Raw genomic sequence first — 17005 nt, forward strand, 5'->3', positions numbered from 1 at the left:
CTCGGAAGTATGGGTCGAGTTGTGGGGCAGGTACGGACGGGCGTTCCCATCCCTCAGACTTTCGACTGCCTGCCCCACTCTCGACGCTTGTGTGCCCGACCTCGCCATGACGCGGCTTCGGGCATGTTCAGTTGGAGCGCACTATCTGGGAGCGTGCGCATGTCGCCGATGCTCTGTATCGGCTTCCCCTCGACCGATCATCGCCGCGTCTTCACACGAGCCGACCAGGAGGGCATTGGGGGAATGAGAAACGCCACCAGTCCCGGAGGACGGTGGCGAACTAGAACGGGCAAAGTTTCGACACTTGTGCCCTGCAAGAGACATACTACGGCAGAACTACACCGTTGTCATTCGTTTCCTGCCCGCGTGTCTCGGCGTCGTATGCGAGTGCGCGTTGGGCGAATTCTCCTTCCCGTGTTTCACCGCATGCTCGACATGACCAGCGCACGGATGACATGGGCGCGTCGGGGTCGTAGTCGATGACTACGGGGTGTGGCACAGTGTCGCCTTCCTCGTTGATGTAGGTGTTGGCGCCGCACTCGGGGCAGGGTCGGAGGAACTGCATGGTTGACCGTGGCGTGAGTTTGCCGCGGATGAGTGCTGCCCATCCTCGGAGTTCGCGCAGGTAGAACTCGGTCGTATCATCCACGGCCATGATGGCGACGTACCATGCGCGGAGATCCTGTACGGGGTCGCGGTGCACTGTCGCGCCGGCCATGCGACACCAGTCTCCGATGGTGGAGGTGATGCGGTGAAACTGCATGAGTGCGTCGGCGTCGAGGATCATGCGTGTGTGACTTGCCGATCTGCCTCCCGATCTACCGGTGGTCGAGTGGATTGCCTCCTCAAGTTGCACCAAGAGCGCGTCTTCGGATGCCCATGTGTGTCCGTCGTCTGTCTGCACCTTCACGTTGCGCGGAAGCGTCAGATCATCGACGGCATCGAGTAGTTCATTCATTGGTTGCCCCTCGCTCGATCTGCAACCGGTAGTCCAGCGGAAGGTCGCGAATCTTCATCTCGGCAATCACCTTGTCGCTACCCCTGTCGGCAAGGTCAACAACCTTCGCGGTGATGGCAGCAGATACCCGGGGGCGGTCCTTGAACGCATAGTCGCTCCTGGTGACGTCGAGGCTTGTGAGAATGCCGTCAAATGCGACGCCCTCCTGAGTTAGAACGATCCGCGATCCGACGTCCGTTGCGAGCAGCGAGCCCACCGTTACCTCGTCAAGACTCGGCCCTGATTCGCTCATCACGTTTCCTCCTTGTGGCAGTCGCAGGCGCACCGTTCGTTGGGGCAGCCTGCGTGTTTGGGGGTGGATGGGAACGCGCAGAACCCGGACCGCGTCATGCGGATCGTGGACTTCGACGGCTCACTCATCGGGTAGTCCTTTCACGTCAAGCGCGGTCGCGAGGGCTGACATTTGTGCGTCTAACATGTCCCGCAGCGGGTTGCGCATCGGGCGTCCTGCAGCGATCCACCGAGCCATATGTTCCTCACTGGTTTCTTCCGCGACGAACTCCTTGCGCGGGTCGAGGGGTAGAACGTCGAACTCGTAGTCGTACCCGCTGAGGTTGATCCACGGGTTGGAGATGCACTCTTCGTGAGCGAGGACCGCCCGCGCATGGGCGTCACGGTCCTCGTCTGTCAGTGGGATCTCTTCGACGTGGCCTTTCCGTGGGAACCACGAGTTCATCAGCATCATCTCTTCGCTGACTCGGAACGTGAATCCGTTCCTGTTCAGGTCAGAATGGAGTGTCATCGCCGAAGCTTCCCGGTGTCGTCCATGCGTCAGTTGTTGCGGCTGGTGCAGGCTGTGACGTCGACGCCTGTGACTGTCCACCCGACGTTGATGCGGCCCGTGTGACCTGTGCCGTCGCGTATCGCAAGTCAGGTCCGATCGCGTCTACTTCGAGCTCGATGCTGGATCGCTGGATGCCTTCCTTGTCCTGGTATGAGCGCTGTACGAGTCGACCCTGTGCGATGACGCGAGCGCCCTTGCTGAGTGACCCGGCGACATGCTCGGCGAACTCACGCCAGACGGATGCACGCAGGAACAGTGCGTCACCGTCTTTCCAGTCGTTGCTCGTCTTGTCCAACGTGCGCGGGGTGGATGCGATGGTGAAGTTCGCTACCGGGAGTCCGTTCTGCGTGTATCGAAGTTCGGGGTCTGCGGTCAGATTGCCGACCACGGTGATTACGGTTTCGCCAGCCATCAGTCTTCGTCCTCGTCTTCGTCATCCAGGTATCCAGGCGTCTCGAACCATGCCGTTCGTCCTGTCGCTTCGAGCGTGTCGCCGATGAACTCGATCGTTGACGACGTGTTCTCGAAGATCCCTTCCTGGCCATCGTTCTTGTACCGGGCGATGATCCGCTCGATAGCCTCAGCGTCGCTGATTGTGATCTTGTGCATGATGTTGCTCCCTCTATGCGGTTTGTCTGATGGATTCTTCGAAGCGGACGGCTTCGAGTGTGCGTTGGATGGATTGGTGTGCGTCGGTGTTGAAGAGTTCGCGTTGTAGCCGGCGCCTGTATTTCGTGTCGGTCGCGAATCGTTCCTCACAGGCTTGGATGTACGCGTCAAGACTCGGCTCAGGCATCTGCGCGGCGTTCGGTTCGGATAGCGTTCGCGCGGTGTTGCAGGAATGCGATGGTCGTGGCTTCCCGCCAGTCGTTGGGACCGACGTGGATCTCTGCGCGCGGAGCGTCCGTGATCGCCTTCTCGATTGAGGTAGCAGCAACCTCGCGATCGTGCGCCGCCAGCCATCGGTCGAATGCTTCCCCGCGTGACTTTTCAAGCGCTTCCTCGGCCTCGTCGAGTTCAACCCACGGTCGCGGCTCGCCACCCGTCTCGACGTATTCGCGGATTTCCTCAGTGCTCGGCGTGTAGTCGTTCATTCCTCGTCCTCTCGGTATGGCGTGCGTGGGTGTGGTTGGCGTGTGGCGTGTACGGCACAACACACGTGGTCGCCTTGATGCCCGTGGTGGAGTCCGCATCGACGGTTGTTGTCGATCGGTTCACGACAGATCGTCTGACTGTTCACGGCTGTCCCCAGCAGCACGCAGAGCGGTCGCGACGTCGCGCAGGATGCCAACGACGGTCGCCCGGACGTTGCTCCCGCCGACCTCGTGGTGAGATTCGAGACTGCTCGCGGCGTGCTCGAGGTAGTCGGCGTCCGCCTCGTGCTCCGGGATTCCGACCGGACCATACGGGACGTGCGGTCGGGGGATTGTCAATGCGTCGGACGGTTCGCCCTGCGGCTCCGGGGTCCAGTGCAGGCACTCGGAACGCGCAAGAATCGCGTCGGCGATCTGCTCAGCTTCGTGTGTCGGGAGCGAGCCTTGGGGCAGCGCAACGGACTCGATGATCCGCACCGTCTCCTCCCATCGCGACGGCACATGCCGAGGTCCGATGCCGTCGGCGCTCGGCTCCGGTAAATCGGTGCGACGGAAGCCAGCAGCGAGGATCGCATCGGCAGCGTCGTATCCCAGGCGCGCATGCCCCGCACTCGTCTCACCGTCACGAGCAAAGAGTGGTACCAGCGTCGATGCCAGCGCTTCCCGCTCGTCGTCGGTCGGGTTACTGCCCCGCTTGTGGGGGATCGTGAATCGAGTCATCACCGTTCTCCTTCGTTTTTGAGTTGCAGGCATCTGACACACGAATCGTCAGCAGCCCACTTGTGTCCGTTCGCGCACGGGTTCTTCGTCTCACCCATCGCCGCATCCCACTGCGCGTTGATGTCCATGACGGATGCTGTGGATGGTTCGTCGGTCCAGCGTTTGTCGGTCAACCACCCTTGTGCGTACTTGGGCGTGCGACCGTCGATCGTCTTGCCGCCCATGAGTGACCCGAGCTCGGCCTTGTATGCTTCGACGCCGGCCATGATCGCTGCCATGTCCGCACCGGCCTTGATTGCTTTGATGAACGACTTGCGTGCTGGCTCTTTGCCCTTCTTCACGGGCCATGCTTGCCAGAACGTGTCGAACATCCGATTGATCATCTGCGTGCTCGGCGCATCCGTAGGGTGCGCAATGTTCTTCTTCTTTAGTAGGTCGGGTCGGGTCGGGTCGGGTCGGGTCGGGGGTAGCGAACTCACAGCGTTAGTCACACCGTCTGTCACGCGTGACGAACCCTGTGACATCGCACGCTTGTTCTCGCGTGCTTCACGGGCCTTTTTCTGCCGTTCTCGCGCGTCATCCCGGCGTTTTTTGACCGTCTCGGATGTCTCCTGGTACTCGTCCCAGTCGTGGAACCGCCACCCGTCTTTCGTAGTTATCCACAGGTTGCAGTCCACCAACTCGGCCGCAGCATCAACATCACCAACTAGACGCAGAACGGGGCGTTTGATCACCCCATCGGTGAGGTGCTGACACGAGTACGCGCCGGCTCTCACCCACAGAGTCACGGCGGCATCAGACAGGGTTGCGGTCTTCGGATGCGACCAGAAGCCGTCATCCACTTTGAACCAGGTCATCGGCCTCGCTCCTCACTCTCATCGGTTCATAGCGCCGGCGTTTCACAGGGACACACTCGAGGTCGTCTTCAGGGGTGATCGAGAGACGCATATAGGCGGCGTACGCGCTGGATTCCTGAGCAGTGTTGTAGACCGGATTTTGATCATGAATCGTCACGGCCTCTACTCGGCGTGCTTCCCAGCGCGACCGGTATCCAAAGAGATCGACGTACCAGATGTCGATCTCTCCCAGCCACCACGACATCCGACGGTGTTGTGCCCAGCGCTTTGCGAAGTCGTCAGCGATGCCGACATAGGCAAGCCGGTGCCGCGCGTCCCAAACCTCGTATACCCAGCAGGTGGCGGCCGGACGCTGACTGTAGGTGTCGAGCGCATCGGGCACTACAGCAGCTATCTCGGCTAGTCCGTTCGGTCGACTCACAGCTCCCTCCTTGGCGCGTTCGGGCACTCACTATTTGTGACTCCCCATGGCGTTCGGCAAACCCCGCATACATGGGGTCGTTCGTCGTCGTGCGGGTATGTGGTGGGCGCTTGGATCTGAATCGGCGCGGTCATGGTTGTCCTTTCAAGATGCGGCGCCTCTGACGCTCGTTGGTTGATCCCCAAATGCCGTACTTTTCGCGGCGTTCGAGTGCGTAGGTGAGGCATTGGTTTCGCACGTCGCACCCGTCACAGATGGCACGTGCACGCTCAGCGGTCTCGACATCACCAACGGCAGGGAAGAAGATCTCGCCGCCCGTTTCGAGACATGCACCGTAAGCCATCCATGGTTCGGGTGTGATGTTCGAGTCTGTGTAGACCCGCATGGAGGTCATGACGACACCGCCAGTTCGTGCTCGATCATGAGGCGACCGATGCGTTCTGCTGCTGCGGGGACGACGGCGTTACCGATTCCTCTAAGTCGGTCCACCTGGCGGGGAATCCCATTAGCCAGTCGGTCCACTCGGGGTTCACGATCCAGCCACTCACGCGCTGCCCGCCGCTGGCTATGTGCATCCAACCCAGATAGTCCTCGAGCTGCGAGCGGTGTTCGCCCGATTCGGCTCTCGCCCATGCGATCCCGTGGCTGCCCATCGATGCCCGCGGGGTAGGCCACAAGGTAGACCCGTTCACGCGGGGTCGGTGCGCCGAAGTCGGACGCATGTAGAGTCGCCCATTCTGCATCGAACCCGAGGGTGTGAAGGTCGGCGAGGACTGTTCCCCAAGCTCGTCCATCTCGAACGAGAGCTGAGACGTTCTCCACCAGGACGTATCGGGGTCGTACTGTGCGTATGACAGCCTCGAAGGCAGGCCACATCCATCGTTCATCGTTCATGCCTTTCTGCTTTCCGCCGAGGCTGAATGGCTGGCAGGGAAATCCTCCGCACACGACGTGAACGGCTGGTCGGGGCTGAGAAAGCCACCAAGCTGGCGCGGTTGTGACGTCTTCGTGTTGGGGTACGTCGGGCCAGTGCTTGGCTAGTACGTCGCGGCACCATGGATCGATCTCCACCTGGCCCACCGTGGTCATGCCCGCACGCTCAAGGCCGAGCTCGATTCCCCCGATGCCGCTGAAGAGGGACAGAACGTTCACGACGTAACTTCGAGCTCGAGTCGCGCGGTCCCACCCGGTTCGTGCCGGATCAACGGTGCGCGCTTGTCCATGTATTCCGGGGTGTCGTCGCGAACCACGCCGGCATCCACCAGCCCGTCACACATCGCCTTGAACGTCGGATAGATGTTGTCGCTGTCTCGACGCCGCTTGTCAGTGACGACCCAAGTGAGTTGCACGATGACATGAGGGGCGGGCTCGAGGTGTGCGTTGCGTGCGATCAACTTCGTGGAGTCACGAATGCCACGCGTTTTCGCTGCCTTGTCGGCCCAGTGCAGTCTCTGATTCGCGTTGAGGGGCGGTCTAGGCCAGTCGAATGTGAGAACCGTCATGACGTCTCCTGTCGTTTCTGATCCCACTCGATGTACTCGGGCGTGATCTCGGTCAGCGCGCCGTCACAGCACGCGAGGTGTGTTTCTGTGGTGCAGTCCCCGGGGTACGTCTTCGCGCCGCACAGACACCACGTGCGGTTCATCTGCGGGTTGTACGTGACTGGCGGGTGGAAGAACCACGGGCACAGTTCCGGGGTTGTTCGATGGCGCGTCGGATCTCCACTAATTCCCTGCCTCACCACTCCGGCTGTCCATGTCATGTCCCCTCCTTGGGGTGCAAAGAGGGCCGCTCTCAAAGATGGAGAGCGGCCCTCGAATGGTTGGTGTTAGCTGAGTTCACCACGTTTGATGTCGAGTGTTGCGGCGAGGTCATCGTTCGCGTGGATGCCGAGTGACGTCGCGTACTTCTCGATCTTGTCGAGCTCGGCGATCGTGGCCGCGTTGTGAATTGCGGCGATCGCTTTCGGGATCGCATCGGCGGGCGGTGCAGCAACGGGCGCGACGTCGGGTAGCGGCTCGATGATCACGGGCGTCTTCTTGCCGCGCTTCACGGTGCTGGCGATCTTCATGGTCTTGCCGATGTGCGAGAGGTGGCTGATGCGAATCCCGCCGACCTCTTCCGGCCCGAACCGAACCGTCTCGTCGAGCTTGAGTGTCACCCGGCGCCCGATCCACACGTCAGACTCATCACCCCAAGCGGCGATCAAGAGACGAACAACAGTGGGCGGTGGTCGCCACACTCGCCCGCCACCTTCCACTAGGTCGATGTCGTACTTCTGTTCCGCCTTACCCGGCTTCACCCCAGCGACGGTGAACGTGCGGGGACCGCCGATGAGGTCGTCGCTGTTCCACTGGTCTGATCGCGGTTCTGCTGTGATCCTCATAGCTGCAGTTCCCCTTCATATTCGTAGACCATCCAGTTCGGCGGTCCGAGCAGTTCACCTTCGATGCCAGGCCACTCCCCCGTGTCCATGCACCTCTGCCAAACGTCACGTGCTTCTCGTGCGAGCTTGGTTCCGATGTCGCGGTAGATGACGTCGAGTTCGTGCACGGCAACCTGGTATGGACCACTCGTCTCGACGGCAATGAAGTAGAACGCGTCGAGGTCTTCTCCGGTCTCGAACTTGTGGACGTCGCGGTAGAAGCATTCCTGAACGAAATATCCGAACTCGACGACGTGTTTGCCGAACCCGCGTGGGGAAGCATCCGTGGTCGTCTTGAGGTCCGCGGCAGATCCGTTCCCGTAGATGTCGAAACGCGCCCGCACTGGAACGCCCTCGGGTGAGCTAGAGAACACTGACGTCTCGCGACGAGGAATGGTCTCAAGGATTCTTCGTGCGTCGGGGTTGGCGAGTACGGCTTCGGTGATCTTCCCGATGACTGCGACCTCGACCGCTTTCATGGGCACGAACCCGTTGTCGCGTTGTTCGATCGCCCAGTCTTTGGCGGCTTTCGTGGATGCGGCACCGTTTGATGCGAGTAGTTCTTCCGGGTATGCGACTGCCTGCAATCCTGTGCCCAACACTTTCGCGTGGACTGCATGTCCGATGTCGAACGCGGATGATGTGCGCGGGTGTGTACGGTCCCACATGTACTTCGCGGGTGATCCCTTGAACGCGGGGAGCAACGAACGAGCGCCCGTGCTGGATAGCTCACTTCTGCGGTGATAGGCGTCGTCGCTCATCGAGTAATCGATCGTCATGTCGCGTCCACTCCAATCGCGTCGTCAAGCTTCTTCTGGATCGCGTCGATTCGGTTCTGCCACTGGACAGCATCCGCTCTCCACCCATCGGCCTGTTTGCGGCATTCCTGCAGAGTTGCAATACCCGGCGAGCAGTTGGACAAGTTCCGCTGCTGGTTGCGGATCAGCACGTAGCAGTGGTTTCGCTTCTCGATGTATTCGCGCTGCAAGTCACGCAGCTCGGCAATCTCGTTCATGTCGTTCTCTCTTCGTTGAAGGCGCACATGAGCCGTTTGAGGTTCATCTCGCCGGGTGATCGCAACCTGTCCCCCGCGTCACACGCGCAGAGGTCTTCTTCGTCCGGGTCGCGGCTGACCATGTAGTGGCCGCTGTCCTTGCAGATGGAGCACGTCATTCCGTCCACCACGCCCAGCTGTTGTAGGTCCAGCGCTTGTACCAGCGCACACCGTCCGTGACGTGTGACATCACTCGCCGATTGCCTCGGGGTCTGATCATGGCTTCCATCCCCCTTCTTCGGCAAGTCGCAGCCTGACGAGTTCGCGTTCCCAGCCGGCGATGTGCGCTTCGGCCATGGCGATTGCGATGGGGTTGTGCACGACGGTCGCGGCTTCCAGGAACCTCTGTTCGGCGGCGAGTCTTTCTTCTACCTCGAGGATGTTCATGCGAGCGAGTCGGTTCTGATGCGGTGAATAAAAAGGGCGTGCTTCCATGCGTCTTCCCACGTCGGATGTGGGATGAACGTGGTGCCGGTGAACAGAACCCAGATGCCGTCTTCGTTGCGGTGGATGTGCTGTCTGAGCGGGAACGGGAACAACATCGGTGTCTCCTTCATGTCGCGAGCTCGGCCCAGGCGAGTGGGAGCATGTAGCGGCGACCGGACTCGGGATCTTCAATGAGAGGATCGAGGGTTGGTGCGCGATGGCTACGGCGAATCCGCTCCATCGGGACTGCAGGTCGGGGTTGGTCACGACGGCGACGCGGCCGAGAAGGTCTGCGTCGCTCATGACGCGTTCACAATCGCTCGAGCCTCATCCGCGCTTACGACCAGTTCCCAAACAGTCGCGGCTCTTCCCATGCGTGAGGGTCTCGTCAACCCGGACTCACGGATCACCCCATGACGCACGTGCAGTTCACTCAGCCGGCGTTTTACAGAGTGCGGGTCGATGAGTGTCGGCCAACCACAGACGGGCGCGAGGTAGCCGTATGACGTGATCAGTTCGTCACCTGTGCGCGGGTTCTCGTCGAGTAGGTCGATGAGTGCGAGCTTCAACCGCAACGTGTCATGCGGGTTCACCTGTGACGCGGCTTGATTCGACGTGATCGGGTCGGACGTGTGAGACATCGTGCGCGTGTTCATGACTCCTCCTTCGACTGGGTGTATCTGGCATCGGCTGATGTCCGAGCTTCGGTGCAGTCGCCGCATCTGCAACCACGCTCCTCGTAGGCGAATCGAGTTCCATGCCTTTCCACCGGAGCTAGGAAGCGCACGGCGCCGTTACCCCACGCCCCGCCCCTCACTGCCCATGAGGTATGCGCCTGAGCAAGCAGGCGAGCATCCGCACGTCGTTTGCGCATGTACTCGGTCTTCGCTTCTCGGCACGTCTTGCATCGACACCCGTGGCTGTACTTTCCGTAACCATGCCCATCTGTTGAATCCATGGCGCACTCCTTAGTGTTGAAAGTCGAATGGCGGCCGGACTCCCACAGTCCGACCGCCAGACACGACAACCCCAGATGCCGTGTTGTGCGCACGATCCCCCAGGAAGGTGCGCGCGTTCCCGAGTCCCCAGACGCGGGAAGAGAAAGGGGCCGGTGATTGACAGTCACCAGCCCCAGGGTCAACGGGAGCACGCGGCAGCTTCCACACCGCCGGGAACAACTCGGAACCGTTATGCCCTTCGTGCTCATGCGCCGCGACAGTGAGCGCACACATGAGCCGGATGTTCACCACCCGAAGAGCGCAACCGCTCCATTGAAGAGGCCGACGCCGATCAGAGCGCCGATCATCGCGGTCGGGATCGGCACCCACTTCCACCACAGCCAGTAACGGATCTGCATCTTCCGCAACTCCCAGCGGTTCACGCGATGCTGCATGTCCCACTTCTTCGCCCTACGGATGCTGTCGCGCAACATTGCCGGGTAAGTGAATCCCGCCCAGTTCTTCTCTCTCTGTTCCATGTGCGCAGCCGGGATTCGGACCCGGACAACCCCTTACGGCTCTGCGCTGTGCCTTTCACCGATGGACCGTCACCCTTTCGAGCCGCCACTGACACGGATACTCCGCACTACTTCTTCTGAAACCCCCCAGACAGGACGCCCCCACATACCTCATGGACGTCGCGCCAGCCGAAACTTACGGAGAGTGCACAACCGCTCGCAGTCCTCATAGCCGGGGTGTCGTGATCCGGGCTGTCCTGGCTTCCCAATGACGGGGTTCCAGGCTGTTACTCCTGCAAGTTCTGTTCAGTTGAAGCCGCGATTGAGCGCGACAAGTAGCGGTACCCACAGCGACGCGAGTACAGCCGGATCAGATGACGGGGATCAGCCGGTGATACTCGCCAGACGGGTTAGGACGCGGCGGGCATGTCGAACCTGTGCAGGGCTTGCGTTACCCCACGAGGACTCGCCATAGACGACGAACTCGAAGTCGGTGAGGACGCGACGCCAGGAGGAACGGGCCTGAGATTGATACCGCCTGATGTCGCAGAGGATCGGGTTCGTCGGGTTCGTCTGCGGGTACAGGCGGCTGCTGAACTGAGCCATCACGACAGCTCCGTGATTTTCTGAGTGCGCGGCGAGCCCAACAGATAGCGGGACACGCACTGACGACACCACTTCTCATGCGACGGCTTCGAACCACAACTGCAAGCCGGAAGACTCATCACGCACCTGCCTTCGTGAACTCGCGCGAACCAACCCGCTCGAGCACATCCGACCGCGACAACTCATCCGGGTTCGGAATCTGGGACATCGAACGGAAAGTGACGGCGATCAGGAGCAGCCACAAGACCACTGCGACCGGAACCCAGAACACGGGAGGCAGGTGATCGATCATGCTGACACCGCCTGCCGGTCTGACTTCTGCGCAAGGTACTGCTGCTTGCGCACCTCAGGCATCTTGCTCGGCGGGAACTTCCCGTTCGCCTTGTACTTGGCGTAGTTCTCACGCTGGGTTGCACGGTTGCACTCGCGGCACTGGCGGGTCTGTCCGTTCGGGGCCTTCATGATCCGGGTGTTCTCCGGTGTGAACTCGTGACCCTTGATGCAGTGAGTCTTGCGGGCATTCTGGGCGCCGGCGCCCACCCCGCGGAGGATATTCTCCTTCGGGGATACGGGCTCCAAGTGCTCCGGGTTCACGCAGGAGCGGTTCCTGCAGAGATGATCAAGGTGCAGGCCGGCCGGGATCTCGGTGTCGTTGAACATCTCGAAGTAGACGCGGTGGGCGAACTTGCCCCGGTGATGGCCGTACCCGTTCGAGTCGACATAGCCGAGCCATTCCCAGCAGCCCGCCTCTGTCAAGCGAACGTGGTCGTACGGGCATTCAAGCTCGGGCGTAGTCATGCGACCCGCTCCGGCTTCTCGTTAGGAAGAGAACCGAGCCATCTCCGGGCCTCTTCGACCGGGATCAGGGGCTTCGAGCCAAAGTAGGACGGTACAAGCTCGGAGCGCTTGATCGCCTTCTGGATCGAGTCCACTGAGAGATCAGTCGCAACAGCCAGGTTCTGCACCGAGTAGCTGAGCTTGTCGAGATGCGCTTCCATCACGCGGCCTCCTTCATGAATCGGGTTGCGGGGATACGCAAAAAGCCGCCGACATGCACCAGCTCGTCGATCTGGAATTCGGCTCGCCCGTTCAGGCGGTCGTCCAGCTCGGAGATGGTGATGTCGGCGGCTCGTGCGACGATGCGTACGTCGGCGCCTGCCTCGCAGATCGCGGAGTTGACTCTTCTCGCGATGTCGGAGTTGATCTGGTTCCTATCCATTTCAACAGGTTATGGCACGTTGACGACAGGTGTCAACCGTTGGAGTCAAGTTTCTGCCGGAATCGGTAGGAAATCTGCCGTATCCTAGGGGAATGGCCGAGAACGTAACCCCGATCAGTCGCGCGATCTCCGACGAACTCACCGGCGCATACACCAAGCGTCGGTTGACTCAGGAGGAACTCGCGCGTCGAGTCGAGATGCCCCTAGTCACGCTGCAGAAGAAGCTGCGTGCACGGGCACCGATCACGGCCACTGACCTTGTCCTGTTGTCGAACGCAATCGGCGTCGATCCGGCCAAGGTTCTAACCGACGCGATGGAAGAACTAGCCAACGCCGAGCGTCTAGCGTCGGAGGGTATCCCTACGATCGCTGGACAACGGAAGAAGCGTCCGTCGGAGATGACAGAGGAGGAGTTGGATGCGTTCGAAGGCGAACAAGCAGCCAACCGAGACCCAGAGCTTGGTCACCCCGAGCCTGACCCTGCCTAGAGGAAGAGAGTATGACCCGTGGGAGCATGCTGAGGCTCTCGATATACCGGTATATGTGCGCCGGCTTCGATCGGCGAACGGGATCTATTTCCGGGAGTATGGCGAGATCATTTTGAGTGATCGCCTGCGGAAGGGGGATCAGCGATTGACTCTCTCGCACGAGCTTGGCCACGTGGAGCTTCTACATCAGGATGACCGACCGAAACACGAGATACAGGCCGACCGGTTCGCGGCCCGGAACCTGATTTGTCCGGACGAACTGGCCGACCTGTATGAGTGGTGTCCCGATGAGCGAAAGATTGTTGCCGAGCTCGGGGTGACTACGCGCTTATTTCGCGCGTATGTCCTGTCTCATGCGGCGTGATCCTTCAAGAACACCCAATCGCCGACGTCCATGCTTTCGATGCGGCTCCGCGTGTAGTCCGACGAAGACGACGGGAGTTCGCGTCCTGCCGAGTGGCGACCGATGATGTCGATCGTCAACTTGGATGTCATCTTCTGGGCAACCATCTTGTCGCCCAAGTTCCGCGGAGCGTCAGCCTCATACGTACCGCCGGCGGGCCATGCCGCTTCAGTGCGCCACATGTATGAGTAGGTGCGCTCCATCGAGCCGTCAATGACCTTGGAGCGGTCGATGCCCAGCGACTCCAACACCTTTTTCAGCTCCTGGTTGTCGGGAACCGGTTCGGACTGCTTTGGGTTGATGCGGTCGGCGTTGTCGATCATCTTCCGGAGCAGGCCAATCGCTTTGTCCAACTCCCGAGCCGTCACACTTCCGACGTGCGACTTGCTCACGAGCTCGCGAGCCTCCTCGATCAGTTTCTGGTTGATGCTCATGCCGTCTCTCGATTCTGTTCGATCTGGTTTATTGTCTCAGGCGGCGTGAACAGTAGCGCGAATTGTTCCATTGCGGCTATGAGTCGCTTGCGGTTCTGGGGCGACTTGTAGGCCCGCGTGGTTGCGCGCACGGAGTGTCCAACGATGTCCATGACGAGGTCTTCGGGGATGCCCGCCTCGAGTAGCAGGTCGACGGTTGAGTGGCGCGCGTCGTGCAGCCGGACATCCTTCTGGATGCCGTACTTTGCCATGTCGGTTCGCCAGTCGCGTGATGCCTGGTCTGGGCTGATGGGCTTCCCGTCGTTGGTGAACAGCAGTCCCCATTCGTTGGGCGGCATGGCGGGAATGTACTTGTCGAGGATGGCTTTGAGTGGTCCGGTGAGCGGGATGATGCGCCACGACTTCGACGACTTGGGCCGCGTGAGATACAGCCCGCCCGTGACGTGCCGGTACTCGTAATCGGCAGGAACTACGGGTTTCCCGTCGACACCTGAGAGAGGGAGCCTGATGAGTTGCCAGGAGAGATCCACAACATCGGTGACGCGATCGACTTCTAGCCCGAGGACTTCGCCACGTCGGGCGCCGGTCAACAGTGCGGTAGCCCACCGCGCGCCACGTACGGGGTCTTGTGAGGCCTGTTCGAGGAAGTGCAGCGCCTCCTCTAGGTCGAGTGCTTCGAGCGCTGGACGGGCCTTCCTGGGTGCTGCGGTCAACTCTGCAGGGTTGCGTCCGATCCGACCTTCACGCATGGCGATCTTGAACGAAACCGACATGGTTCGGTGCGCGAGTAGTGCGGTCGTCGAGGACAGCCCTTTCGCGAGGATCGAGTCATGAACCCGGCGCACATGGGTCGCGGTGACTTTGTCCAGCTTCACCTTCCCAATAGCAGGGATGATGTGGTTGTTCACGGTGCGCCGGTAACCATCGAGCGTGTTCGGGCGCACCTCTTTCGCCGCCACCTGTTCGACCCAGTAGTTCAGCCACTGTTCGACCGTCTGGTTCGCGGTAGGCAGGTCGCCACGTCGCTCGAGCTCGGACTTGATCTTGGCGAGTTCGGCGAGCAACTCCTTCTTGTCCTTGCGCCGGATCTTCTTGCGTCGGCGCTCACCATTCAGCGGCGGAAGTTCGACGACACCGGTCCAGTAGCCGCGACTGTCCTTGAAGACAGACCCCTCGCCCTTACCGCGCATGCGAAACCCCGTTGAGGTGAGCGGCAACGCCGCTACGTGATTGACATGTCACAGATGGCTCCATTCGACTTGACCCCGGGAACGTAGCGCGACTTGAACTGCACCCAGTCGTTCTCGAGAACTCGCTCCATGTCCACTTGGCGCTGGCGGAACCAGTCGCAGTCCTCTCGTGGCGGCACGGGCGTTACCTCGTCTGTTCGACCCATGGACTACTACTCCTTGATGCTTCCGTCGGCCAGCATGGTCGGCCCCGGAACCGCCCGACTCCGAATGCGAGCCATGACGAGGATCGCCGCGTCTAGTTTCTCCTCTGCGATTTCCTCATGCTTCAACGCCACCGGATGGCGGCTACTGGTCAGCTCGTATCGCGCCGCCTCCTCAAGGCTCTTCGTGGCAAGGCGAAGCGCCGAGGCCAACTCCTCCAGCTCGGACTTCGACATGCGCTTGATGTCTCGCAGTTTGGCAGCTTCGTACCTTGTGGTTGTTGTACTCATGCGGATCTCCTAGCGGTGTGGGGCTTCGGTTTGGTGGCGCGGACTCCGTTGTCCGCATCTCTTCTTCTCAGGCTTACGACGTAGGCCACAGCTCGTTCCCTTCCGGCCAAGTTAGGTGTACCCGATGGAGTACCCATTGGTATCGGCGGCTGGCGGTTGCTAGCACCCGATAAAGACACGGTAACACACGGTTTGGATGGAAAACAAGTCGATTTCGGTATGTACCTCACGACTGAAAATCGTGAGGTCACGGGATCGACGCCCGTCGGAGCCACAGGGTGATCGTTACAGTCACCTTAGAAACCCCCACCTAGCTTCTAACATGGTGGGGGTTTTGCTTTGCCTGGCGGCCGTACGCTGGGTGGCATGTCGAAGCCTTCCCGCCGCATCGAACTCACGCTGCGAAAGCCCTGGTTCGCGCTGTACGTCGGAGTGCGACCGACTCTCGTGATCGCCGGTCGCGGCCAGCCGACGCAGTGGGGCCCTGGCACCTGGCAGGTTCCGGCCGATGAGACTTTCGTCCTCGGCGTCTACCTGTTCAACCGGGTGTGGCGGTTCGGCCAGGCGGAGTTCGCGCTCGAGCCAGACGACGCACCGACGCTCGACTACCGCGCGCCCGTGCTCCCCTTCCTCAAGGGACGGATCCGCAATGACCGCTGACCGCGCGCTCCCGAACCTTCCCGCCAGCGACTTCGCGGTCACGAGGCGCTTCTACGAGAGCTTCGGCTTCCGCACGACCTTCAGCGACGACGGCTGGATGATCCTCCGGCGCGGCACGGTCGAGCTCGAGTTCTTCTCGCATCCCGACGTCGATCCTCTGTCCAGCGCCCACCAGTGCACGATCCGCGTCGCCGACCTCGATGAACTCTGGCTGGCGATCCGGGCCACCGGCGTGCCCGTCGCCGACACCGGACATCCGCGGCTCCACGAGCCGCGGATGCAGGACTGGGGCATGCGCGCGGGTTACCTCATCGATCCGGACGGGACGCAGCTCACCCTCATCGAGAACCCGCGCTGACGAGGCTCGACCGCCTACAGGTCGTCCAGCGCACTCCGAGCCTCCTCGAGCCCGCTCGCCGCGGCATCCTTCTGCTCGGCGGCTTTCGCCCGCTGCTTCTGCGCGCCGGGCACGTCCTTCTGCACCCGCTTCCTCTCAGCCCGCAGCGAGGTGAGCGTGGCTTCGAGTTCGGCCTCCTCCGCCGTCAACTCGTCGACCTTCGCCTGCAGCACCTGCAGGGCCTTGTCGTGCTTGGCGAGTTCGCGCTCCGCGGCGAGCACGTCCTTCTCGGCAGCGCTCACCCGCTTCTCCGCCTCTCGCCGCACCCGTCTGGCCTGCAGTTCATCCGTCGGCCGCTCCGGCGCAGGCGCCGGACTCGCGACCTCACCCGCGACCGCAGCACGGATGTCGCTCGACGCCTCGGACGGTTCGAGCGCCCTGATCAACCGACCCGATGCGACGGCGGCCGCAGCCTCCGGAGCGAAGAACGCTGCGGAGATGGTCTGGGTGACAGCCTCCAGGGTGGCCGGCGTGATGCGTTCGCCGCGCGTCGCCGCGAGGTCGGCGGCCATCTCGGCGAGCCGCCGCGTGAGCGTGCGTCGCTCGCGGCCGAGCTTGGCGAGCGCCGCCGCATCCAGGTCGTCCTGAGCCTCCCGCAGCTCCGCCGCCAGCTGCAGGGCCTGGCCCAACTGGTCGGCACGCTCCTGGGCGAAGACGTTCATGACCCAGGCGGCGACCGACGGCTTCCGCAGGGCGCGGATCTGCTCGGCGAGACCGGCGTCTCCGGCATCCTTCGCTCGTCCGTTGCGTTCGGAGACGAAATCCGCCGGCGGGCCGGCGTAGAGCGCGGCCGCGATCTCTTCCAGCGTCGCAGGAGCCATGCGCCCACGATACGCGGACCGGACGATCCGACACGCGA

General features: G+C 61.6%; 30 protein-coding genes. 4 read left to right on the forward strand and 26 right to left on the reverse strand.

Going from position 1 to position 17005, the window contains the following annotated elements; genetic code table 11:
• Positions 1 to 325: 325 nt before the first annotated feature.
• From QFZ21_RS09225 to QFZ21_RS09320, 22 genes are all read right to left on the reverse strand, one after another.
• Positions 326 to 958, reverse strand: coding sequence for a hypothetical protein (locus tag QFZ21_RS09225; RefSeq protein WP_307377004.1), 633 nt, complete (start codon positions 956 to 958; stop codon positions 326 to 328).
• Positions 951 to 1250, reverse strand: a complete 300-nt coding sequence (locus tag QFZ21_RS09230) for a hypothetical protein (RefSeq protein WP_307377006.1) — start codon at positions 1248 to 1250, stop codon at positions 951 to 953. Before QFZ21_RS09230 ends, QFZ21_RS09225 begins: the two co-directional genes overlap by 8 nt.
• A 120-nt stretch (positions 1251 to 1370) precedes the next feature.
• Positions 1371 to 1760, reverse strand: coding sequence for a hypothetical protein (locus QFZ21_RS09235; protein ID WP_307377009.1), 390 nt, complete (start codon positions 1758 to 1760; stop codon positions 1371 to 1373).
• Positions 1744 to 2214, reverse strand: a complete 471-nt coding sequence (locus QFZ21_RS09240; protein ID WP_307377012.1) for a single-stranded DNA-binding protein — start codon at positions 2212 to 2214, stop codon at positions 1744 to 1746. Before QFZ21_RS09240 ends, QFZ21_RS09235 begins: the two co-directional genes overlap by 17 nt.
• Positions 2214 to 2411, reverse strand: a complete 198-nt coding sequence (locus tag QFZ21_RS09245) for a hypothetical protein (protein ID WP_307377015.1) — start codon at positions 2409 to 2411, stop codon at positions 2214 to 2216. Before QFZ21_RS09245 ends, QFZ21_RS09240 begins: the two co-directional genes overlap by 1 nt.
• A 179-nt stretch (positions 2412 to 2590) precedes the next feature.
• A complete protein-coding gene (locus QFZ21_RS09250) occupies positions 2591 to 2896 on the reverse strand; it encodes a hypothetical protein (protein ID WP_307377018.1) in 306 nt (101 codons plus the stop codon).
• A gap of 120 nt (positions 2897 to 3016) precedes the next feature.
• Positions 3017 to 3616: a hypothetical protein gene (locus tag QFZ21_RS09255; protein ID WP_307377020.1), complete on the reverse strand. Its 600-nt coding sequence runs from the start codon at positions 3614 to 3616 to the stop codon at positions 3017 to 3019.
• Entirely contained in the window at positions 3616 to 4473 is an 858-nt protein-coding gene (locus QFZ21_RS09260) for a hypothetical protein (RefSeq protein ID WP_307377024.1), read from the reverse strand. The genes QFZ21_RS09255 and QFZ21_RS09260 overlap by 1 nt, the downstream gene beginning before the upstream one ends.
• Positions 4451 to 4894 carry a GIY-YIG nuclease family protein gene (locus QFZ21_RS09265; protein ID WP_307377027.1) on the reverse strand — a complete coding sequence of 148 codons (444 nt, stop codon included), beginning with the start codon at positions 4892 to 4894 and terminating at the stop codon, positions 4451 to 4453. The genes QFZ21_RS09260 and QFZ21_RS09265 overlap by 23 nt, the downstream gene beginning before the upstream one ends.
• A 130-nt stretch (positions 4895 to 5024) precedes the next feature.
• Entirely contained in the window at positions 5025 to 5288 is a 264-nt protein-coding gene (locus QFZ21_RS21060) for a WhiB family transcriptional regulator (RefSeq protein WP_373426012.1), read from the reverse strand.
• Positions 5285 to 6046, reverse strand: a complete 762-nt coding sequence (locus QFZ21_RS21065; protein WP_373426013.1) for a DNA cytosine methyltransferase — start codon at positions 6044 to 6046, stop codon at positions 5285 to 5287. The genes QFZ21_RS21060 and QFZ21_RS21065 overlap by 4 nt, the downstream gene beginning before the upstream one ends.
• Positions 6043 to 6396 carry a hypothetical protein gene (locus QFZ21_RS09270; protein ID WP_307377030.1) on the reverse strand — a complete coding sequence of 118 codons (354 nt, stop codon included), beginning with the start codon at positions 6394 to 6396 and terminating at the stop codon, positions 6043 to 6045. The genes QFZ21_RS21065 and QFZ21_RS09270 overlap by 4 nt, the downstream gene beginning before the upstream one ends.
• A gap of 326 nt (positions 6397 to 6722) precedes the next feature.
• Positions 6723 to 7196 (reverse strand): hypothetical protein, encoded by a 474-nt coding sequence (locus QFZ21_RS09275; RefSeq protein WP_307377033.1) that lies wholly within the window; start codon positions 7194 to 7196, stop codon positions 6723 to 6725.
• An 80-nt stretch (positions 7197 to 7276) separates the two neighbouring features.
• Positions 7277 to 8098, reverse strand: coding sequence for a PD-(D/E)XK nuclease-like domain-containing protein (locus tag QFZ21_RS09280; RefSeq protein WP_307377036.1), 822 nt, complete (start codon positions 8096 to 8098; stop codon positions 7277 to 7279).
• Positions 8095 to 8334 (reverse strand): hypothetical protein, encoded by a 240-nt coding sequence (locus QFZ21_RS09285; RefSeq protein WP_307377039.1) that lies wholly within the window; start codon positions 8332 to 8334, stop codon positions 8095 to 8097. Before QFZ21_RS09285 ends, QFZ21_RS09280 begins: the two co-directional genes overlap by 4 nt.
• Positions 8335 to 8589: 255 nt before the next feature.
• On the reverse strand, positions 8590 to 8760 hold the full coding sequence (locus QFZ21_RS09290) for a hypothetical protein (RefSeq protein ID WP_307377041.1): 171 nt from the start codon (positions 8758 to 8760) through the stop codon (positions 8590 to 8592).
• Positions 8757 to 8915 carry a hypothetical protein gene (locus tag QFZ21_RS09295; protein WP_307377043.1) on the reverse strand — a complete coding sequence of 53 codons (159 nt, stop codon included), beginning with the start codon at positions 8913 to 8915 and terminating at the stop codon, positions 8757 to 8759. Before QFZ21_RS09295 ends, QFZ21_RS09290 begins: the two co-directional genes overlap by 4 nt.
• 183 nt (positions 8916 to 9098) lie before the next feature.
• A complete protein-coding gene (locus tag QFZ21_RS09300; RefSeq protein WP_307377047.1) occupies positions 9099 to 9455 on the reverse strand; it encodes a hypothetical protein in 357 nt (118 codons plus the stop codon).
• A 587-nt stretch (positions 9456 to 10042) separates the two neighbouring features.
• Positions 10043 to 10192 (reverse strand): hypothetical protein, encoded by a 150-nt coding sequence (locus tag QFZ21_RS09305; RefSeq protein WP_307377049.1) that lies wholly within the window; start codon positions 10190 to 10192, stop codon positions 10043 to 10045.
• Between the two features lie 957 nt (positions 10193 to 11149).
• Complete coding sequence (locus QFZ21_RS09310) at positions 11150 to 11659, reverse strand: HNH endonuclease signature motif containing protein (protein ID WP_307377053.1); 510 nt, start codon at positions 11657 to 11659, stop codon at positions 11150 to 11152.
• Entirely contained in the window at positions 11656 to 11859 is a 204-nt protein-coding gene (locus QFZ21_RS09315; protein ID WP_307377054.1) for a hypothetical protein, read from the reverse strand. Before QFZ21_RS09315 ends, QFZ21_RS09310 begins: the two co-directional genes overlap by 4 nt.
• Positions 11859 to 12080 (reverse strand): hypothetical protein, encoded by a 222-nt coding sequence (locus QFZ21_RS09320; protein WP_307377056.1) that lies wholly within the window; start codon positions 12078 to 12080, stop codon positions 11859 to 11861. The genes QFZ21_RS09315 and QFZ21_RS09320 overlap by 1 nt, the downstream gene beginning before the upstream one ends.
• 92 nt (positions 12081 to 12172) lie before the next feature.
• Here QFZ21_RS09320 and QFZ21_RS09325 point away from each other — a divergent pair, with 92 nt between their 5' ends.
• Together QFZ21_RS09325 and QFZ21_RS21070 are read left to right on the forward strand one after the other, a co-directional pair.
• Positions 12173 to 12568, forward strand: coding sequence for a helix-turn-helix domain-containing protein (locus QFZ21_RS09325; RefSeq protein ID WP_307377059.1), 396 nt, complete (start codon positions 12173 to 12175; stop codon positions 12566 to 12568).
• The gene (locus QFZ21_RS21070; protein ID WP_373426014.1) at positions 12498 to 12932 is read left to right on the forward strand and encodes an ImmA/IrrE family metallo-endopeptidase; all 435 of its coding nucleotides are present in this window, start codon (positions 12498 to 12500) and stop codon (positions 12930 to 12932) included. Before QFZ21_RS09325 ends, QFZ21_RS21070 begins: the two co-directional genes overlap by 71 nt.
• Here the strand turns inward: QFZ21_RS21070 and QFZ21_RS09330 are convergent.
• From QFZ21_RS09330 to QFZ21_RS09340, 3 genes are all read right to left on the reverse strand, one after another.
• The gene (locus tag QFZ21_RS09330; RefSeq protein WP_307377061.1) at positions 12920 to 13405 is read right to left on the reverse strand and encodes a hypothetical protein; all 486 of its coding nucleotides are present in this window, start codon (positions 13403 to 13405) and stop codon (positions 12920 to 12922) included. The two genes, QFZ21_RS21070 and QFZ21_RS09330, sit on opposite strands and share 13 nt — an antisense overlap.
• Positions 13402 to 14595: a tyrosine-type recombinase/integrase gene (locus tag QFZ21_RS09335; protein ID WP_307377062.1), complete on the reverse strand. Its 1194-nt coding sequence runs from the start codon at positions 14593 to 14595 to the stop codon at positions 13402 to 13404. Before QFZ21_RS09335 ends, QFZ21_RS09330 begins: the two co-directional genes overlap by 4 nt.
• A gap of 212 nt (positions 14596 to 14807) precedes the next feature.
• Complete coding sequence (locus tag QFZ21_RS09340) at positions 14808 to 15089, reverse strand: hypothetical protein (protein WP_307377063.1); 282 nt, start codon at positions 15087 to 15089, stop codon at positions 14808 to 14810.
• Positions 15090 to 15455: 366 nt separating this feature from the next.
• Here QFZ21_RS09340 and QFZ21_RS09345 point away from each other — a divergent pair, with 366 nt between their 5' ends.
• Together QFZ21_RS09345 and QFZ21_RS09350 are read left to right on the forward strand one after the other, a co-directional pair.
• Complete coding sequence (locus QFZ21_RS09345) at positions 15456 to 15749, forward strand: hypothetical protein (RefSeq protein WP_307377064.1); 294 nt, start codon at positions 15456 to 15458, stop codon at positions 15747 to 15749.
• Positions 15739 to 16107 (forward strand): bleomycin resistance protein, encoded by a 369-nt coding sequence (locus tag QFZ21_RS09350; RefSeq protein WP_307377066.1) that lies wholly within the window; start codon positions 15739 to 15741, stop codon positions 16105 to 16107. The genes QFZ21_RS09345 and QFZ21_RS09350 overlap by 11 nt, the downstream gene beginning before the upstream one ends.
• Positions 16108 to 16121: 14 nt before the next feature.
• On the opposite strand, the gene QFZ21_RS09355 is transcribed toward QFZ21_RS09350, so the two are convergent.
• The gene (locus QFZ21_RS09355; RefSeq protein WP_307377068.1) at positions 16122 to 16967 is read right to left on the reverse strand and encodes a transposase; all 846 of its coding nucleotides are present in this window, start codon (positions 16965 to 16967) and stop codon (positions 16122 to 16124) included.
• Positions 16968 to 17005 lie beyond the last annotated feature (38 nt).

It is taken from the genome of Microbacterium sp. W4I20 (assembly GCF_030816505.1).
Classification (GTDB): domain Bacteria; phylum Actinomycetota; class Actinomycetes; order Actinomycetales; family Microbacteriaceae; genus Microbacterium.

Coding starts and splice junctions, on each gene's coding strand:
- QFZ21_RS09280 (WP_307377036.1), bottom strand. CDS start 8,098: ATGACGATCGATTACTCGATGAGCGACGACGCCTATCACCGCAGAAGT.
- QFZ21_RS09245 (WP_307377015.1), bottom strand. CDS start 2,411: ATGCACAAGATCACAATCAGCGACGCTGAGGCTATCGAGCGGATCATC.
- QFZ21_RS21060 (WP_373426012.1), bottom strand. CDS start 5,288: ATGACCTCCATGCGGGTCTACACAGACTCGAACATCACACCCGAACCA.
- QFZ21_RS09240 (WP_307377012.1), bottom strand. CDS start 2,214: ATGGCTGGCGAAACCGTAATCACCGTGGTCGGCAATCTGACCGCAGAC.
- QFZ21_RS09345 (WP_307377064.1), top strand. CDS start 15,456: ATGTCGAAGCCTTCCCGCCGCATCGAACTCACGCTGCGAAAGCCCTGG.
- QFZ21_RS09230 (WP_307377006.1), bottom strand. CDS start 1,250: ATGAGCGAATCAGGGCCGAGTCTTGACGAGGTAACGGTGGGCTCGCTG.
- QFZ21_RS09260 (WP_307377024.1), bottom strand. CDS start 4,473: ATGACCTGGTTCAAAGTGGATGACGGCTTCTGGTCGCATCCGAAGACC.
- QFZ21_RS09330 (WP_307377061.1), bottom strand. CDS start 13,405: ATGAGCATCAACCAGAAACTGATCGAGGAGGCTCGCGAGCTCGTGAGC.
- QFZ21_RS09315 (WP_307377054.1), bottom strand. CDS start 11,859: ATGGAAGCGCATCTCGACAAGCTCAGCTACTCGGTGCAGAACCTGGCT.
- QFZ21_RS09305 (WP_307377049.1), bottom strand. CDS start 10,192: ATGCAGCATCGCGTGAACCGCTGGGAGTTGCGGAAGATGCAGATCCGT.
- QFZ21_RS09335 (WP_307377062.1), bottom strand. CDS start 14,595: ATGCGCGGTAAGGGCGAGGGGTCTGTCTTCAAGGACAGTCGCGGCTAC.
- QFZ21_RS09225 (WP_307377004.1), bottom strand. CDS start 958: ATGAATGAACTACTCGATGCCGTCGATGATCTGACGCTTCCGCGCAAC.
- QFZ21_RS09310 (WP_307377053.1), bottom strand. CDS start 11,659: ATGACTACGCCCGAGCTTGAATGCCCGTACGACCACGTTCGCTTGACA.
- QFZ21_RS09300 (WP_307377047.1), bottom strand. CDS start 9,455: ATGAACACGCGCACGATGTCTCACACGTCCGACCCGATCACGTCGAAT.
- QFZ21_RS09235 (WP_307377009.1), bottom strand. CDS start 1,760: ATGACACTCCATTCTGACCTGAACAGGAACGGATTCACGTTCCGAGTC.
- QFZ21_RS09270 (WP_307377030.1), bottom strand. CDS start 6,396: ATGACGGTTCTCACATTCGACTGGCCTAGACCGCCCCTCAACGCGAAT.
- QFZ21_RS09350 (WP_307377066.1), top strand. CDS start 15,739: ATGACCGCTGACCGCGCGCTCCCGAACCTTCCCGCCAGCGACTTCGCG.
- QFZ21_RS09295 (WP_307377043.1), bottom strand. CDS start 8,915: ATGTTGTTCCCGTTCCCGCTCAGACAGCACATCCACCGCAACGAAGAC.
- QFZ21_RS09325 (WP_307377059.1), top strand. CDS start 12,173: ATGGCCGAGAACGTAACCCCGATCAGTCGCGCGATCTCCGACGAACTC.
- QFZ21_RS09340 (WP_307377063.1), bottom strand. CDS start 15,089: ATGAGTACAACAACCACAAGGTACGAAGCTGCCAAACTGCGAGACATC.
- QFZ21_RS09355 (WP_307377068.1), bottom strand. CDS start 16,967: ATGGCTCCTGCGACGCTGGAAGAGATCGCGGCCGCGCTCTACGCCGGC.
- QFZ21_RS09320 (WP_307377056.1), bottom strand. CDS start 12,080: ATGGATAGGAACCAGATCAACTCCGACATCGCGAGAAGAGTCAACTCC.
- QFZ21_RS09290 (WP_307377041.1), bottom strand. CDS start 8,760: ATGAACATCCTCGAGGTAGAAGAAAGACTCGCCGCCGAACAGAGGTTC.
- QFZ21_RS09285 (WP_307377039.1), bottom strand. CDS start 8,334: ATGAACGAGATTGCCGAGCTGCGTGACTTGCAGCGCGAATACATCGAG.
- QFZ21_RS21070 (WP_373426014.1), top strand. CDS start 12,498: ATGCGTTCGAAGGCGAACAAGCAGCCAACCGAGACCCAGAGCTTGGTC.
- QFZ21_RS09255 (WP_307377020.1), bottom strand. CDS start 3,616: ATGACTCGATTCACGATCCCCCACAAGCGGGGCAGTAACCCGACCGAC.
- QFZ21_RS09250 (WP_307377018.1), bottom strand. CDS start 2,896: ATGAACGACTACACGCCGAGCACTGAGGAAATCCGCGAATACGTCGAG.